General features: G+C 39.3%; 17 protein-coding genes. 7 read left to right on the top strand and 10 right to left on the bottom strand.

What is annotated here, in order from left to right:
- Positions 1-87 precede the first annotated feature (87 nt).
- The gene (locus tag OM33_RS18040) at positions 88-675 is read left to right on the top strand and encodes a LysE family translocator (RefSeq protein ID WP_040135663.1); all 588 of its coding nucleotides are present in this window, start codon (positions 88-90) and stop codon (positions 673-675) included.
- Positions 676-692: 17 nt separating this feature from the next.
- Here OM33_RS18040 and OM33_RS18035 read toward each other — a convergent pair whose 3' ends face one another.
- On the bottom strand, positions 693-1,697 hold the full coding sequence (locus tag OM33_RS18035; RefSeq protein WP_040135662.1) for a substrate-binding domain-containing protein: 1,005 nt from the start codon (positions 1,695-1,697) through the stop codon (positions 693-695).
- Positions 1,698-2,133: 436 nt separating this feature from the next.
- On the opposite strand from OM33_RS18035, the gene OM33_RS18030 reads away from it, so the two are divergent.
- The 3 genes from OM33_RS18030 (at position 2,134) to cydB (ending at position 5,148) form a co-directional block, all read left to right on the top strand.
- Positions 2,134-2,688: a GbsR/MarR family transcriptional regulator gene (locus OM33_RS18030; RefSeq protein WP_040135660.1), complete on the top strand. Its 555-nt coding sequence runs from the start codon at positions 2,134-2,136 to the stop codon at positions 2,686-2,688.
- A 101-nt stretch (positions 2,689-2,789) separates the two neighbouring features.
- Complete coding sequence (locus OM33_RS18025) at positions 2,790-4,157, top strand: cytochrome ubiquinol oxidase subunit I (RefSeq protein ID WP_040135659.1); 1,368 nt, start codon at positions 2,790-2,792, stop codon at positions 4,155-4,157.
- Complete coding sequence (gene cydB / locus OM33_RS18020; protein ID WP_040135657.1) at positions 4,150-5,148, top strand: cytochrome d ubiquinol oxidase subunit II; 999 nt, start codon at positions 4,150-4,152, stop codon at positions 5,146-5,148. Before OM33_RS18025 ends, cydB begins: the two co-directional genes overlap by 8 nt.
- Before the next feature lie 45 nt (positions 5,149-5,193).
- On the opposite strand, the gene OM33_RS18015 is transcribed toward cydB, so the two are convergent.
- From OM33_RS18015 to hemA, 9 genes are all read right to left on the bottom strand, one after another.
- Positions 5,194-5,598 carry a hypothetical protein gene (locus OM33_RS18015; RefSeq protein ID WP_040135655.1) on the bottom strand — a complete coding sequence of 135 codons (405 nt, stop codon included), beginning with the start codon at positions 5,596-5,598 and terminating at the stop codon, positions 5,194-5,196.
- 222 nt (positions 5,599-5,820) lie between these two features.
- On the bottom strand, positions 5,821-6,669 hold the full coding sequence (gene kdsA, locus OM33_RS18010; protein ID WP_040135653.1) for a 3-deoxy-8-phosphooctulonate synthase: 849 nt from the start codon (positions 6,667-6,669) through the stop codon (positions 5,821-5,823).
- Between the two features lie 20 nt (positions 6,670-6,689).
- Positions 6,690-7,940, bottom strand: coding sequence for a DUF819 family protein (locus OM33_RS18005; RefSeq protein ID WP_040135651.1), 1,251 nt, complete (start codon positions 7,938-7,940; stop codon positions 6,690-6,692).
- 29 nt (positions 7,941-7,969) lie between these two features.
- The gene (locus OM33_RS18000) at positions 7,970-8,764 is read right to left on the bottom strand and encodes a tetratricopeptide repeat protein (RefSeq protein ID WP_040135649.1); all 795 of its coding nucleotides are present in this window, start codon (positions 8,762-8,764) and stop codon (positions 7,970-7,972) included.
- A 197-nt stretch (positions 8,765-8,961) separates the two neighbouring features.
- On the bottom strand, positions 8,962-9,336 hold the full coding sequence (locus OM33_RS17995) for a SirB2 family protein (protein WP_040135647.1): 375 nt from the start codon (positions 9,334-9,336) through the stop codon (positions 8,962-8,964).
- Positions 9,337-9,341: 5 nt separating this feature from the next.
- Positions 9,342-10,886, bottom strand: coding sequence for a DUF3369 domain-containing protein (locus OM33_RS17990; RefSeq protein WP_040135645.1), 1,545 nt, complete (start codon positions 10,884-10,886; stop codon positions 9,342-9,344).
- 44 nt (positions 10,887-10,930) lie between these two features.
- Positions 10,931-11,779, bottom strand: a complete 849-nt coding sequence (gene prmC, locus OM33_RS17985; RefSeq protein ID WP_040135643.1) for a peptide chain release factor N(5)-glutamine methyltransferase — start codon at positions 11,777-11,779, stop codon at positions 10,931-10,933.
- Positions 11,772-12,857 (bottom strand): peptide chain release factor 1, encoded by a 1,086-nt coding sequence (gene prfA / locus OM33_RS17980; RefSeq protein WP_040135641.1) that lies wholly within the window; start codon positions 12,855-12,857, stop codon positions 11,772-11,774. Before prfA ends, prmC begins: the two co-directional genes overlap by 8 nt.
- Positions 12,858-12,873: 16 nt before the next feature.
- Positions 12,874-14,127 carry a glutamyl-tRNA reductase gene (gene hemA / locus OM33_RS17975; RefSeq protein ID WP_040135639.1) on the bottom strand — a complete coding sequence of 418 codons (1,254 nt, stop codon included), beginning with the start codon at positions 14,125-14,127 and terminating at the stop codon, positions 12,874-12,876.
- Between the two features lie 87 nt (positions 14,128-14,214).
- Here hemA and lolB point away from each other — a divergent pair, with 87 nt between their 5' ends.
- The 3 genes from lolB to OM33_RS17960 are packed head-to-tail and all read left to right on the top strand — an operon-like array spanning position 14,215 to position 16,633.
- Complete coding sequence (lolB, locus tag OM33_RS17970) at positions 14,215-14,796, top strand: lipoprotein insertase outer membrane protein LolB (protein ID WP_040135638.1); 582 nt, start codon at positions 14,215-14,217, stop codon at positions 14,794-14,796.
- Complete coding sequence (gene ispE / locus OM33_RS17965; RefSeq protein ID WP_040135636.1) at positions 14,784-15,638, top strand: 4-(cytidine 5'-diphospho)-2-C-methyl-D-erythritol kinase; 855 nt, start codon at positions 14,784-14,786, stop codon at positions 15,636-15,638. Before lolB ends, ispE begins: the two co-directional genes overlap by 13 nt.
- 47 nt (positions 15,639-15,685) lie before the next feature.
- Positions 15,686-16,633, top strand: coding sequence for a ribose-phosphate pyrophosphokinase (locus OM33_RS17960; protein WP_040135635.1), 948 nt, complete (start codon positions 15,686-15,688; stop codon positions 16,631-16,633).
- Positions 16,634-16,720 lie beyond the last annotated feature (87 nt).

Here is a 16,720-nt window from a genome sequence, read left to right as displayed (position 1 = left end):
ACATAAAAATTTAAATAAACAATATAAGACGACAAATTGTGCAAAATGTAAATTATTCTTTTGATCTATTAACTGGAGAATAGATTTATGAATATAGAACTACTAATGGCTCTTATTACATTTTGCTTTGTCTCATCAATTACACCAGGGCCGAACAATTTAATGTTGCTTAGTTCAGGGCTAAATTTTGGATTAAGGCGCTCGCTCAATCATTTATTTGGAGTCACATTTGGCTTTGGTATTATGGTTTTGCTTGTGGGTATAGGGGTTGGCAAGCTATTTGTATTGCTGCCAATGAGTTATGAAATTTTAAAATGGTTAAGTGTTATCTACCTGACTTACCTAGCATACAAAATCGCAAATAATCATATTAGTGACCAAGGCTCGTGCTCCGCCCAACCGTTTACTTTTAAACAAGCTTGTTTGTTTCAATGGGTCAATCCTAAAGCATGGACAATGGCAATAAGTGTTAACGCTATTTATGCTAGCGATCAAACATTAAGCGCCGTGCTCACTGTTACTGCAATTTTTATACTCGTCAATTTTCCATCCATCTGCTGTTGGTTAGTAATGGGAAAACAAATGAAACGGTTTATTGAATCACCAATAAAAGTAAAGCTGTTTAACTGGCTGATGGCCGGATTATTAATCTGTTCTATCATTCCTATGCTTTAGAAAATAAAGACGTGATATCAATAATTAACAGTACAGCTTTCTGCGTTCTCTTTATTGCAATAGTGAAAACCTAAATAAGTAAACTCTTGTTTAGGTTTCTCTTTATTTTGCAAATATTGGTAAAGGTACTGTGCCCCCTTTTGGCCCATTTCAAAAGGCTTTTGACCGATATTAACGGTTGAAAGGCCTTTTTTGAGTGCTTTTAACTGCAAGGATTCAGTATCAGCAGAAACAATCACCGCTTTATCACTCTTTATTTTATTTTTGAACAATGCCATTTGGTCAATATAACGCGGATTAAACTGGGCAAATCCAGCAACCGCAACAAAGATGGGAGACGGCTGCATTTTAATCTTGCCAATCATTTGACTTAAAGCAAGGCCGCGCTTTCCTAGACTGTATAACGGACACAACTCATGTTCATACCACCCTTGTTGCCCCTTTAATCGGTGCAGGCTTTGACCACTCAGTGCAAATCGCACCCCCTTTATTCGCTCGTTCAAATTAGGTGTTGAAGGGTGACCAGACTGCATACAAATTGTATTTTTATGCGTAATATTATTTTTAACATAATTACCAAGCGCTACGCCAAAATCAAAATTATTGGTGCCAACATATGCTAGGCGATAATCATGGTGTTGTGGTAATAAATCTGAATCAAAGGTGACAACCGGAATATTCTTCTCATACGCTCTTTTTAACGCACTATTTGTCAAAAATTCCGAGTCTGTAATTGAAATTAATAATGCACTTACTCCCTCATCTATTAACCGATTAACTTTTAACGACTGCCCTCGAATATCTTGAAAATCCTCAGCACCATCATAAATACACGTTAAATCAGGTGTTGTTTCGGCTAGTTTTTGACACCCTTTAAATGACTGGATGTAAAAGCTGTCATTTTTGGTTTTGCCAATCACACCAATTGTGTAGTTGGCATAAACGGTGAAGCTAGCGAAAAAAAACGATAGTTTAATTCCATAACAGACAGCGACAATGAGAGAGTTAAATTTATTAAGCATTTGTTTTTTTGTACATTTATTATCAATAACAGTATAGAAGCATTAAGAGAAATAATTAAACTCTATTTTACGATTTTTTAACTTACTGTTAAGACTGTTGGCCGCTGAGGTTAATCATTTTTATAAATGAAGTAACAGGGTAAGGCGTTATTTATTTGGCTGCTAGCGTATAAAAATCATTGTTCTAAGTATTTTATGAAGCATGACAATTTAATCACTGAAATAAACTACCACACTGATATGCCACTTTTCTTATTTACATACAAAACAGTGACTCTCGATTAACTCGCTGGCTAAAACGTTATTGTAATCACAGTTTTTTATTCTTTTATTGATCTCACGAATATTTATAAGTTTTAAGCAAAAGAAAAGATTGATCTATATCAAGCATAGGTTTACTATTATTTAAAGTTTCAGAAATTATTGAAAGTTTAGAATGTTGCTAACACCAAAAATCGAAAGTTTTGTCATGCACTGCGGCGAAATGGGCAGTCGTTGGGGATTTAATCGTACTATCGGTCAGATCATGGGCCTACTCTTGATGAGTGAACAACCATTGAGTGCTGTTGATCTCTCCGAAACACTTAATATCTCTCGTGGTAATGTCAGTATGGCGATTAAAGAATTGCAATCCTGGCGCTTAGTGTCTGTTATTCATAAACCTGGTGACAGAAAAGACTACTATGCGCCTGCAGGCGATATTTGGCAGTTAGCCAACCGAGTTTTCGAAGAGCGCAGAAAAAGAGAGATGGACCCAACCCTGTCTCTCTTGCGCGCTTCTATTATTGATGAACCTGCCAATGCGGAAGAAGCCTATGCGCAAGATAAAATGGCAGAGATCCATGACCTACTCGAAACAATTACAGTGTGGGCAAGTGAGTTACAGAGTATGAGTCCAGAGAAGTTAACGACTTTAATGAAGCTCGGCTCCGGAGTCGTTAAAGTACTGGATTTTAAAGATAAAGTTTTAAAAAGCGGTAATGGTAATTAACCATACCGCTTTTTTTATACCGTAAATCTACGTTTTTTGATGTCGTGCTATTTAATGCTTCTTTTTAAACAGCATGTATAGCCTTATATTTGGGGGTTTTTATGTTGGATACATTAATGCTTTCACGCATACAGTTTGCTGCCAACATTAGTTTTCATATTTTATTTCCTACCATTACAATCGCCTTGTGTTGGTTTTTAGTGTTCTTTAAAGTCCGATTTGATATGACGGGTAACCCCGTCTGGATGCGTGCTTATCGTTTTTGGGTAAAAATTTTTGCGCTTTCTTTTGCATTAGGTGTCGTAAGTGGCATTACCATGTCATTTCAATTTGGTACGAATTGGCCTGGCTTTATGGAAAAAGTCGGTAATATAGCAGGTCCCTTACTCGGCTATGAAGTTCTCACTGCGTTTTTCTTAGAAGCGACTTTTCTCGGGATTATGTTATTTGGTATTAAACGTGTTCCACCTAAAGTGCATACACTTGCCTGTTTAATCGTCGCACTCGGCACCACGCTTTCTGCATTTTGGATTTTAAGTCTTAATTCGTGGTTGCAAACACCCACTGGGTTTGAAATGCGTGATGGTGTTGCTTTCCCGACAGATTGGTTTGCCATTATCTTTAATCCAAGTTTTCCATACCGTTTAGCCCATATGCTGCTTGCATCGGGTCTAACAGCAAGCTTTCTAATTATTGGTATCAGTTGTTATCGTTTACTTAAAGGTGATGACAAACAAGCACCAAAGCTCACGCTAAAAGTTGCACTGATCGTTGCCGCTGTGCTTGCGCCGCTTCAAGCGTTTGTCGGTGATTTACATGGCTTAAATACGCTTGAGCATCAACCACAAAAAATTGCCGCAATGGAGGGTGTTTGGCACACAGAAAAAGGCGCACCTTTACTCTTGTTCGCTATTCCAGATGAGGAGCAGCGCACCAACCACTTCGAAATTGGTATTCCGAACCTAGCCAGTTTAATACTGACCCACGAAATGGAAGGTGAAATAAAAGGGCTCAATGAATTTATTGGTGAGCACCCACCAGTCAAACCCGTTTTCTTTGGTTTTCGAATTATGGTTGGCCTTGGTTTATTGATGATCGCTGCGTCTTGGTTTGGTCTTTATCAACTTAAAAGACGTAATAAATTACCGCCTTGGCTAATGCGTGGTTTTGTATTACTCACCTTCTCTGGTTGGCTGGCAACACTCGCAGGTTGGTATGTCACTGAAATTGGCAGACAGCCTTACCTTGTCAGTGGTGTATTAAAGGTTTCTGATGCTGCTACTCAGATAGCGCCAGGCAACGTCGGCTTTAGCCTCATTTTGTACTTAAGTGTTTATGTTATTTTACTTGCAGCTTATCTTCATACTGTATTCTTAATGGCACGTCGTGCAGTAGAAATCGAAGAGTTTGAACCCAATCAGCAACCAGTTAAATCGTCATTAACACACGGAGAGAATGCATATGTTTGATCAACATACCCTTGCTATCATATTTGTTTCGCTGATGGGATTGGCAACTTTAATGTATGCGATATTAGATGGTTATGATCTTGGTGTTGGCATTTTGTTACCGCTCAATGATGAGCAATCAGCTGATACAATGATTGCCTCAATTGGCCCGTTTTGGGATGCAAATGAAACATGGTTAGTGCTAGCGATTGGTTTACTATTAATTGCATTTCCTACTGCACATAGCATTGTACTGCAAGCCCTTTATATACCTTGTACCCTGATGTTGATTGGCTTAATAATGCGAGGCGTTGCTTTTGATTTTCGCGCCAAGGCGATTGTCGCGCATAAACGTCGATGGGATAGCGTTTTTAAAACGGGTTCATTACTTGCGTCATTAGCACAAGGTTATATGCTCGGTTTGTATGTTATGGGGTTTACTAATACATTAGAAGCCCATGGCTTTGCGCTATTAAGTGCTATCGGGGTGAGTGCAGCATACACCTTTATCGGAAGCGCTTGGCTAGTAATGAAAACAGAGGGGACACTTCAACAACGTGCAATTACAGTGTGTCAATCTACCGTAATTATCACCTTTATTGGTATTTTTACAGTGTCACTGGTTAATTTACTGTTATCTCCAGATATTTATCAGAAATGGTTTGCCCTCCCCTATGCATTAATTTTGATCCCAATTCCCTTAATTTGTGCAAGTTTCTTTATTTTATGTTGGTTTGTTTTAAAGCGTTTAGCTAAACAGCCAAAGGTTGGTGCAAGCCTGCCATTCTTTTTCGCATTACTTATATTTTCACTTTCATTCTTCGGCTTAGCATTTAGTTTTTTCCCTGAAATTGTTCCGGGTCAACTTACTATATGGCAGGCTGTTGCTGCACCTGAATCGCTTAACTTTCTATTGTGGGGGGCGCTAATCGTGGTACCAACAATTTTGGCGTACACAGCGTTTTCATATCGGGTGTTTTGGGGGAAAGTGGACGAGTTACGTTATTATTAAATCTTAAAAAGTGTAGCCATTGGCTACACTTTGTTTTTCTTTCTGTTAGAAATACAGGTTTTCTACAATTTCACCTGCAATTTTAACTTCACATTTATCGCCAGATTTTGACTGTGATGATTGAATTGCGCCTGCAACAGCACCAAAAACACCGCCTTGATTATTTAATACTGAGCTAAAATAACAATAACTCGATACATTTACATCTTGGTAATCAGTATTTAAGTTAAGTGTTGGTGTGTATGGAGGAAAGCGTCCTTTCATAACAGGGTCGCCATTAACCGTAAGCTGCACTTCATTTCGTTTAGTATCGTATTGTCCACCAAAAACGTATGTTTTCCCTTGGTAAGCAATGGTTTTTTCTTGTGCTTGGATAGGTGGTGTAGAGCCACAACCTGCCAGAGTTAAAGAAGAAAGTGCAACAATAGAAAGGGTGATAGATCTTAACATTTAGAATTTCCATATAAAAATAAGACGGTTACAACTTTACTTTAAAGGCAATTAACGTTCAAGCGGTTCTAAAGCGGGGACAGTGAAAATTTTAAGTAAAGATGCAAATAATGCAGTATTTACCGGTTGGAGACTGGGTTGTTAAATCTGTCAGGGTATTTTAGATTTAGTTTTTTAAAAGATACAAAAACACCAGCATAATGCTGGTGTTTACAAAAGTTTTTAGCTTGCTGATGTATCTAATGGCGCAAAACTTTTAACGAGCTCATCAACGGCTTTCATTTGACTTAAATAACCTTCCAGTTTTGCTAGAGGTAATGCACAGGGACCATCGCACTTTGCAAAATTTGGATCTGGGTGAGCTTCAATAAACAGACCCGCTAATCCGAGTGCCATGCCACTTCTAGCAAGTTCTGCTGCTTGTGCACGACGACCATCTGCAGAATCTGCACGCCCACCTGGACGTTGTAGAGCATGTGTAGCATCAAAAATAACGGGAGCTTGATGCTTCATATCATCCATACCAAGCATATCTACAACTAAGTTGTTATAACCAAAGCTTGAACCTCGTTCACACAAAATAACGTGTTGATTACCCGCTTCATTGATTTTTTTAATGATGTGACGCATCTCATGCGGCGCTAAAAATTGTGGTTTTTTAACATTAATTACCGCACCCGTTTTTGCCATTGCAACAACTAAATCGGTTTGACGTGCTAGGAACGCTGGTAGCTGAATAACGTCAACCACTTCAGCAACAGGTGCAGCTTGGAATGGTTCATGAACATCGGTAATGACTGGCACATTAAACGTTTTTTTGATCTCTTCAAATATTTTTAAGCCTTCATCAAGGCCTGGGCCTCGGTAAGAGTTGATTGAAGAGCGATTTGCTTTATCGAATGATGCTTTAAATACATACGGAATCTTTAGTTTATTCGTGACTTCCACGTAATGTTCAGCAATTTGCATCGCTAAATCACGTGATTCTAGTACATTCATTCCGCCAAATAATACGAATGGCTTGTCGTTGGCAACTTCGCAGCTACCTACTTTAATAATTTGTGTATTCATTCAAATTCCTAACTGAATATTTAACTTCCGACGAGTTGTAATACTTGCCCACAGAACCATGCTGCATAAGTACCTAAAGCATAACCTAACACTGCGAGTAACACACCTACGGGTGCTAGGGCCGGATGAAATGCTGACGCAACTACCGGTGCTGATGCTGCACCACCAATGTTTGCTTTACTGCCAACTGCGACATAAAAAACAGGTGCTTTAATTAATTTTGCGACAACAAATAACAGAATCACATGAATCGCCATCCAGATTAATCCAATGATGACATATTTTGGTGCTTCAAATATTTTACCAATATCCATATGCAGGCCAATGGTGGCAACGAGAATATATAAAAATGCCCCTCCCACTTTTGATGCACCTGCTGCTTCAAATTGGCGGGCTTTAGTAAATGACAGGCTAAGACCAATTGTTGTGACAACAAAAATAATCCAAAACAGTTTTGAATGTAGGGAGAACTTCTCTAGTTCAGGATAATTTGCTTGGAAAAAAGGCACAGCCATGTCTGCAATTAAGTGCGCAAACCCAGTAGCACCAAAACCAAACGCAACTAAAATCATTAAATCGCGAAGTTCAGGTTTACGTGAGTTTTGTTTTTCAAAATGAGTGACTGTATCGATTAGTTTATCGATAGAGCTGGTATCTGCGCCAGTATGCTTATCAATTTCTTTATGGCGTGCCGCTAAATATAACAACCCTGCCATCCAAATATTGGCAACGACGATATCCACAGTGACCATAATTGTGAAAATATCACCATTAGCTTGGTAGATCTCTTTCATGGCAACCATATTCGCGCCACCACCAATCCAGCTACCGGCAAGAGCTGCCATACCGCGCCATAACTCGCCAGCCCCGTTAACACCAAGCAATTCAGGCATAAAGGTTGCCGCCACTAAAAGTGCAATTGGTCCACCAATAACAACCCCAAGGGTACCAGTTAAAAACATAATAATGGCTTTTGGACCGAGCGCTGCGACCGCTTTTAAATCGATACTAAGCGTCAGCAAAACAAGGCAAGCAGGCAATAAATAGTACTTTGCAACGCTGTAAACTTTATTGCCTTCCCCATCAACAATGCCGAATGTATTAAGCAATGAAGGTAAGAAATAACACATTAACAGTGCTGGTACATATTTATAAAACTTTGCCCAAAAACCATTCTTTAGATTTGATGTATAAAAAACAAACCCAAGAATAATGGCTAGCATGCCCATGACGACAGCGTCGTTAGTGAACATTACCGTGTGAGAGTCCATTATTTTGCTTCCTGTATTTTTATTATTAATTAATGAATTGTGCGCAAATGTTTATCCATTTCTTCAATCTGGCTTTGTAAAAGCTCAATGGATGGATCATCAGGGCATTCTTCAATAAATTTCTCAAAGTCTTTTTTAGCTAATTCATCACAATTTAAGTTTTGTAATAAGTAACCACGGTCACGCAGTTCATAAGGATCGCCGTCGGTTAAATGCATCAATTTTTCAACACATTTAAAGGCCTCTCCGTAGCGTTTTTCACTTATAAATGCCCATTTTTGGTGTGCCAAAAATAACTTCTCAACATCTTCTTCAAATAGTTGCTGAAAGGCATTATCTAAACTATTTTCTGAATCGTTTTCTGGCTTGATGTACCAACGTTGTGAGCCTGAGCAGGGATCAATCAAGAATCCTTCACCTTGGCTTATTTCGAGCAGCACTTGAATGTCATTTTCAAACACTAACATTTCAACATCAAAACCAAGCTGTTCCATTACATAAGTCAAGATCATGCCAAGTGAAATCGTGCTACCTGTTCGGTAATTTAACGTATATGCCACACTATTAAGCAAACTCATTGGCACTTTTTGACTGGTACCGCTAAATGCCCATTCACTATAAAAACTGTCTAGCAGCGCATTTAAATTTTGTTCTGTGGTATTTTCTGACTTTTGCGTTTTAACCGCCATCATCACCAGTTCTGACAGCTTCTCTTTACATGCTATTAAGTCAATTTGATTAAGCCAAGTTGATTCGTGATTTAAACATGTGAAAACAGGTGCTTCGATAGCAGAAGTATATTCTTCCTCAGAGATATCAAACATCAATACCCTTCGGTCTCATGGTAACTAAAAATTAATGCCAGTTTATCGTGTTTTACATTGAATACCAATGTTCAAACAGCAATAGATAATGAATCGATATTAAACAATTGCTTTGTATCAATAAATTGAAAAGCTATTTTATATTACCTGATTAGATTAAGACTAATTCAAAAAAGAAAAGGCTGAAGAATCAGCCTTTAAAAAAGAAAGGGGGTTTTAAACCTTGCAAGATAAAAAATGGCAAAAATAACGGTTGTTGCAAGTAATAGTAAAGAAACTTGGCCTTTTATATTCTTTTGTCGAGCCATCAAAATCCCAACTACAATATAAGCAACCACTAATAGTATTTTTTCAAGTAACCACGGTTGATTGTGAGGACTTAAGCCGAGCATCACGGCGAGCGCTACAGCAGATATCAATAGTAACGTGTCTATACTATGGCTACCGATAAAAAGTAGTTTATTCTTTGCAAGTTTTAGTTGTTTAATTCGAGCAAATGCACGGGTGTAAAACAGTACGACACTGACCAGTGCCAATAACATATGACTATGTTTTAAAGCGATATATTCCATTTTTACTACTCTGGATAATTTTTAAGTATTTGTTCAAAGCTATCAATATTATTAAGCAAAACGTCGACCAGTTTTGGTTCAAAGTGCTTACCTTTTTGATTTTCCAATTCTGTGACTACCTGTTGTAAGCTCCAAGCATCTTTATAACAGCGTTTATGTCTTAATGCATCATACACATCAGCGAGTGCAACAATACGCCCATAGATATGGATTTCTTCTTCTTTTAGCCCTCGAGGGTAACCCGTGCCATCCCATTTTTCGTGATGGTCGCGTGCTAAAATGGCGCCAGCTTGAATAATATCACGACGAGAGCCCGACAAAATATCGTGCCCTTTTATCGCGTGCGTTTGCATTACGCGCCATTCTTCCTCATCTAATTTACTTGGCTTATGAAGAATTGTGTCTGGAATACCCACTTTGCCAACATCGTGTAAAGGTGCTGCATAGCGTAAGATTTCAGATTCTTTTTCAGCTAATCCATAGCCTTTTGCAAGTTCATAACAAATTAATGAAACACGTTTTACATGGTTACCAGTTTCGGAGGAGCGTTGTTCTACAGCTTCACTTAGACGATAGACAATTTCACGTTGAGTATCTTCAACTTCTGATTGCAGTTGCACATTCTCATAGGCTATTTGAACATTTTGCGAAAATATTTCGATTAGGTCTTTATGTGTTTGCGTTAATACTTTTGGAATACCTGACACATACAGCATTGAACTGTGATTAAATCGGCTCGAGCAAAATGCAAACAGGTAATCTTCTTCGTAAACAATGCTTTTATTGTTTAATGCTTCTTGGCAGGCTAATAATTGTTTTTCAGTTAATACCTGTTTTACGGGCTTGCCTTCGCTTTTCTCAAAATCACCTTGGCCAGCGAAAACTATCAGCTCTTGCTCTTTGTCATTTGGATTACTTGCAACCAGTGACGTTGCATACATTGCTTCATCAACTGAACCTAAGATAGAGGTTAGTTGCTGCATCACACCGTGAATAAAGGTGTCCATAGAATGTGCTGAAAAAATATCCCGTGAAGCCGTAATAATTTTTTCAAGACCTTGGCGGGATTGTTCGATAGATAAAATATCACGATAAGAACGTAGACTCGACATCACCACTGTAAACAACTTTTGCGCTGTTAATTCTGTTTTCGATTTGTAGTCATTAATATCGTAATTAACAATAACATGTCTCTCAGGCGCTTGGCCGGGCTGCCCAGTACGTAAAATGATTCGCACGTGATTATTTTTGGCATCTTCCCGTATAAATTGCGCTACTTTTAATCCCGCATCATCTGATTCCATGACAACGTCGAGTAGCACGATTGCAGCGTCTGGGTGTGCTAAGATTAGTTTTTCAGCTTCTTTACCGGAAAATGCACTAATAAATTCTAATCTTTTGTTTTGAAATGAAAAATCACTAAGTGCAAGCTTAGTTACTGCATGGACTTCGGGTTCATCATCTACAATTAATACTTTCCAAGTACCGCTATTATTTTCTTGTTCAGGAGTTTGCTCTGATTCATCCGAAAATAAAAAATCACTTGCCATTTATCCATACCCCTTTTACGTCCAAGCAAAGGACCCTTTTAAAGTTACTCAGGTGCCCATTGTGCTAAAGTTACGCGGTCATTGCCGCCTAAATCTTTCTCTGTTGTTATAACTTTATATGCCATTTTTGCAAAAAAATCACGTACTAACTGACCTTGATCATAACCATGCTCTAGTAATAACCAGCCAGATTCATTTAAATATTCTCGACTCTTGGTGATTATAAACTCTAGATCTGCCATGCCTTTTTTTTCAGCGATTAAAGCTGACAATGGTTCAAACCTAACATCACCTTGCTGTAAATGTGGATCTTGTGGGTCAATATAAGGCGGGTTAGAGACAATTAAATCAAACTTTTCACCCGCTAACGCACTAAACCAATCGCTTTGTAACATTTCCGCATTGGTAATACCTAGCTGAGATTTATTTTCGTTAGCAAGTAACACCGCATCCAATTGATAATCAACCGCTGTTACTTGCCAATCAGGCAATTCACTGGCAAGTGATAAAGCGATGGCACCCGTGCCTGTACCTAAATCAAGCAGTTTACCTTGTTTGTTGATAGCTTTATCAAGAGCAAGTTCAACCAGGGTTTCTGTATCCGGACGAGGAATTAAAGTCGCAGGACTCACTTTGAAGTTAAGACTCCAAAATTCTCGATACTGAGTAATGTGCGCGACAGGTTTGCCTTGACTACGTTGTTCAATGAAAGATAAAAACCGAGCTTGCTGCTCATCCGAGAGCTCTTTTTCAGGCCATGTAAAGAGGTAAGTACGTGATCGATTTATGGTTGCCAATAAAAGCACTTCGGCATCTAATTTCGGCGACTCTGAGCTCGGTGTTAAAGCACTTGCGCCAAACGCAAGTGCTTGTGATAACGAATAATTACTCATCGCCCATTGCTGCAAGCATGTCCGCTTGGTGCTCAAGAACTAACGGGTCAACGATTGCACCTAAATCACCTTCAACCACTTCGTTTAATTTATAAAGCGTAAGGTTAATACGGTGATCAGTTACACGTCCCTGCGGATAGTTATAAGTACGAATACGTTCAGAGCGGTCACCACTACCGACTAGATTTCGACGTTCACTGGCTTCTGCAGCCATGCGTTTTTCATCTTCTGCCTGTTGTAATCGTGACGCAAGAACACTAAGTGCCTTCGCTTTATTCTTATGCTGAGAACGTTCATCCTGACACTCAACAACAACACCCGTTGGCAAGTGAGTAATACGAATCGCTGAATCGGTTTTGTTAACGTGCTGACCACCGGCACCTGATGCACGGAATGTATCAATTTTCAGATCCGATGGATTGATTTCAATCGCTTCCGCTTCTGGAATTTCGGCCATAACAGCCACGGTACACGCTGACGTATGCACACGTCCTTGCGACTCGGTTTCAGGTACACGTTGAACACGGTGCGCACCTGATTCAAATTTAAGTTTTCCGTAAACACCGTCACCAGAAATATTGGCAATCACTTCTTTAAAACCGCCGTGTTCACCTTCATTGGTGCTAACGATATCCACTTTCCATTTTTGCGTCTCAGCATAACGGCTATACATACGGAATAAATCACCGGCAAAGATCGCAGCTTCATCACCACCTGTACCAGCACGTACTTCAAGAAACACATTGTTATTGTCACGTGGGTCTTTTGGCAGCATTAATACTTGAAGCTCATCTTCAAGTTTTTCGATATTTGCTTTTGCTTCTTTATATTCTTCTTGCGCCATTTCACGCATATCAGGGTCGTTATCTTTCAGCATTTCTTCTGCTGTGACTACGTCATCTTCAGCCTGACGATATGCATTAAATGCTTTGGTTACTTCTTCAAGCTCAGAATACTCTTTTGACAAGGCTCTGAAACGGTCTTGATCTGAAATCACATCAGGATCACTCAGTAATGCTTGAACTTCTTCATAACGCTCAACAAGCGTTTCTAATTTTCTATAAACGGATTCTTTCATTTAAGCGTGACGCCTATTAATTATCTAAATCTAACACTTTTTTGATTTGCGCAAGCTTGGCAATATCGTCTTCTTCTGCAGCTTGCTTAATCGCTTTTGTGGGTGAATGTATAATGCGATTTGCTAATTTATTAGCAAGTTCATTTAGCACTTTCTCGGGCTCTTTACCTGATTTTAACTGACCTTGCGCCTTTTGTACTAACTCTAATTTAATTTGTTCAATATTTTCTCGGTATGAGCGGATAATATCAACTGAATCTAGGGTATTTCTCCAAGTAACAAACTCATTGGCTTTATCGACAATAATGTTTTCAGCTTCGGCAGCAGCTCGCTCACGCGATTCCATGTTTTGATTCACAATTTCTTGTAGATCATCAACAGAATATAAATAAGCATCATCAAGCTCAGCAACTTGGCTTTCAATATCGCGGGGAACAGCAATATCGACTAGCAACATAGGTTTATAGCGTCTGGCTTTTAAAGCTTGTTCAACCATACCTTTACCAATTATTGGTAAGGTACTTGCTGTTGAACTGATCACTATATCCGCTTCAGTCAAGCTTTCTGGTACGCGTGCTAAAGGAACGACTTTTGCGTTAAACTCGGTTGCCAAGTTTTCTGCTCGAGACAAGGTACGGTTTGCAACCGTCATATGCTGGCAGCCATTTTGGTAAAGGTGTCGTGCCACTAACTCAATCGTTTCACCCGCACCAATCAGTAATACTTTCGTCGGCTCTAAATTACCATAGATATGTTTGGCGAGATTAACTGCTGCATATGCTACCGAAACCGCACTTGAGCCTATATCTGTTTCGGTGCGCACTTGTTTTGCGACTGAAAAACATTTTTGGAATAAACGTTCTAATAAAGCGTTTACAACCCCAGCTTGCTTTGCTTTGGCATACGCTTGTTTAATTTGCCCTAAAATTTGCGGCTCACCCAATACTAATGAGTCTAAGCCTACTGAAACACGCATCAAATGTTGAATGGCTGAAAAATCTTGATGTTGGTAAATATGCTGCGACAACTCAGCTTCGCTAATTTTGTGAAATTCTGCGAGCCAATCAATAAGCACTTGGGGTTGTTGATTTTCAAGGATACAATACAATTCAGTGCGATTACAGGTAGACACCACTACGGCTTCATTAACCCCATTTTGATGGCAAAGCTGGTTAAGGGCATCGTTGATTTGCTCAGGAGAAAAGGCTACACGTTCTCTTAATTCAACAGATGCTGTTTTATGATTAATGCCTAAAGCAACTATGGTCATTATGTCTACAATTTGGTTTTAGCACGTTTTAAAGCGATTAATTTTACGTAAATCAAGTCAATAAAAAAAGTAAGGAATTAAGATTTGATGCAATTACGCATGATATTTGTCATATTTTTAGTCTTTTTATCTGGTTGTGCAGGTCAATATTTCGATAATGCGACGGTAAAAGAAAATTGGCAAAGACAATTACTTCAACAAGATACCTGGCAAGTAACAGGAAAGCTGGCGGTTATTCAAACAAAAAAACGACAAAGCGTTAATTTATTTTGGTCAACCTCTCCTAACAAAGACAATTTAAATCTGACAAGTTTTGTCGGTACATCTGTTTTGTCTTTAGAAAAAACGCCAATTCAAACCACACTCGATATTAACGGTGAAACGCATACTGGCAAAAATGCACAAGCGCTAGTTTTTTGGTTAACGGGAATGAACTTACCGTTTTTAGACGATCCCCATTGGTTAAAAGGCTTGCCCAACACTCAAGATTATGTCGCAGATGAGCGCAATCGCGTTAGCCAGGCTTCCCTAACAGATACTAAAGGCGAACTGTGGCAAATTCGTTATTCCGATTATAAAAAACATGGTGGTTACTGGCTGCCATACGCAATCACGCTTACTCACAATACCGTTAAACTTAAATTAAAAGTATATTCATGGCAGATTTAACAACGCTTTCGCTTATTGCACCCGCAAAACTAAATTTATTTCTTCATATTAATGGGCGTTTAACTAACGGATACCATGAACTCGAAACCTTATTTGTGTTTTTAGATTATGGCGATCGTTTGCATTTTAAGCGCACATCTGACAACGCAATTACATTAAAAACCCAGATAGACGGTTTACCAGACCAAGAAAACCTTATTTTTAAAGCCGCAAATGCATTAAAACTCGCGACAAATACTTCGTTTGGCGCAGAAATTTCATTTGAAAAACATCTACCAAGTGGTGGTGGCGTTGGTGGTGGCTCATCTGATGCTGCGACAACCCTACTTGCGCTTAATGCTCTGTGGCAATTAGATTTATCGCTACAAGAACTTGCTGATATTGGCGTACAACTTGGCGCTGATGTTCCTGTATTTATCAATGGTCATGCGGCCATTGCACATGGAATAGGTGAGCAACTCGAAGCGGTTGAACTTGCTGAAACCTGGTACTTAGTAGTGCATCCAAACGTACATATTAGCACCGGGCTTATCTTTAATGATCCCGACTTACCTCGTAATACACCCAAATTATCAAGCCATTGGCAAAGTGTTCAACACACTAATGACTGCGAAGAGTTAGTTAAAAAGCGCTATCCTGAGGTTGAAAAGACCCTTAACTGGTTGCTAAAATACGGTCCGTCGAGAATGACAGGTACCGGCGCATGTTGTTTTGTCAGTTTTGAAACTCAACAAGCTGCCCAAGCAGCATTAACTTCGCTCCCTGATTCTTGGCAAGGCTTTGTAGCAAGAAGTACGAATATATCTCCAGCACATTCGGAGCTACGTACTAAACTAAATTAATTATTGGTAACTAACGTTACCCAAAAAAGTGCCTGAGGAAACCTACCGTGCCAGACATGAAGCTCTTCGCTGGTAACGCAACGCCTGAGTTAGCTCAAAAAGTTGCAAAACGCTTATACATTGATCTTGGTGACGCTGAAGTTGGTCGTTTTAGTGACGGTGAAATTAGCGTTCAAATCAACGAAAACGTACGTGGTTCTGACGTTTTCATCGTACAATCTACTTGTGCGCCTACAAATGACAACTTAATGGAATTAATCGTAATGGTTGACGCACTTCGTCGTGCATCAGCTGGCCGTATCACAGCGGTAATCCCATATTTCGGTTATTCTCGCCAAGATCGACGCGTGCGCAGTGCTCGTGTACCTATCACAGCGAAAGTAGTTGCTGATTTCCTTTCAAGTGTTGGTGTTGACCGTGTTCTTACGGTTGATTTACATGCTGAACAAATTCAAGGTTTCTTCGACGTTCCTGTTGACAATGTTTTCGGTAGCCCAATTCTACTCGAAGATATGAAAGAGAAGAATTTTGATGATGTTGTGGTTGTATCACCTGATATTGGCGGTGTAGTACGTGCCCGTGCCATTGCAAAACTCTTAGATGATACAGATCTTGCAATTATCGATAAGCGTCGCCCACGCGCTAACGTATCGCAAGTAATGCACATCATTGGTGACGTTGAAGGTCGCGACTGTATCATCGTAGATGATATGATCGACACTGGTGGTACACTATGTAAAGCTGCAGAAGCATTAAAAGAACATGGTGCTCGCCGCGTATTTGCCTATGCAACTCACCCTGTTTTATCAGGTGCAGCAGCTGAAAACATCAAAAACTCAGTAATTGATGAAGTGATCGTAACTGACTCTGTACCACTTACTGAAGAATTAAAAGCTATTGACAAGATTAAAGTACTTACACTTGCCGATATGCTTGCTGAAACAATTCGTCGCGTAAGTAACGAAGAATCAATTTCAGCCCTTTTTGAGCACTAATCAATAGCGCCAAAATATAATTACTAAACGCAGGTATCCCCTGCGTTTTTTTGTGTCTGTTGTTTTTTATCCGCTCCCTAAAAATCA

The organism is Pseudoalteromonas piratica (genome assembly GCF_000788395.1).
Taxonomy (GTDB): Bacteria; Pseudomonadota; Gammaproteobacteria; order Enterobacterales; family Alteromonadaceae; genus Pseudoalteromonas; species Pseudoalteromonas piratica.
Note: the sequence above shows the minus strand (reverse complement) of the source record. Positions and strands in the feature narration are given on the sequence as shown.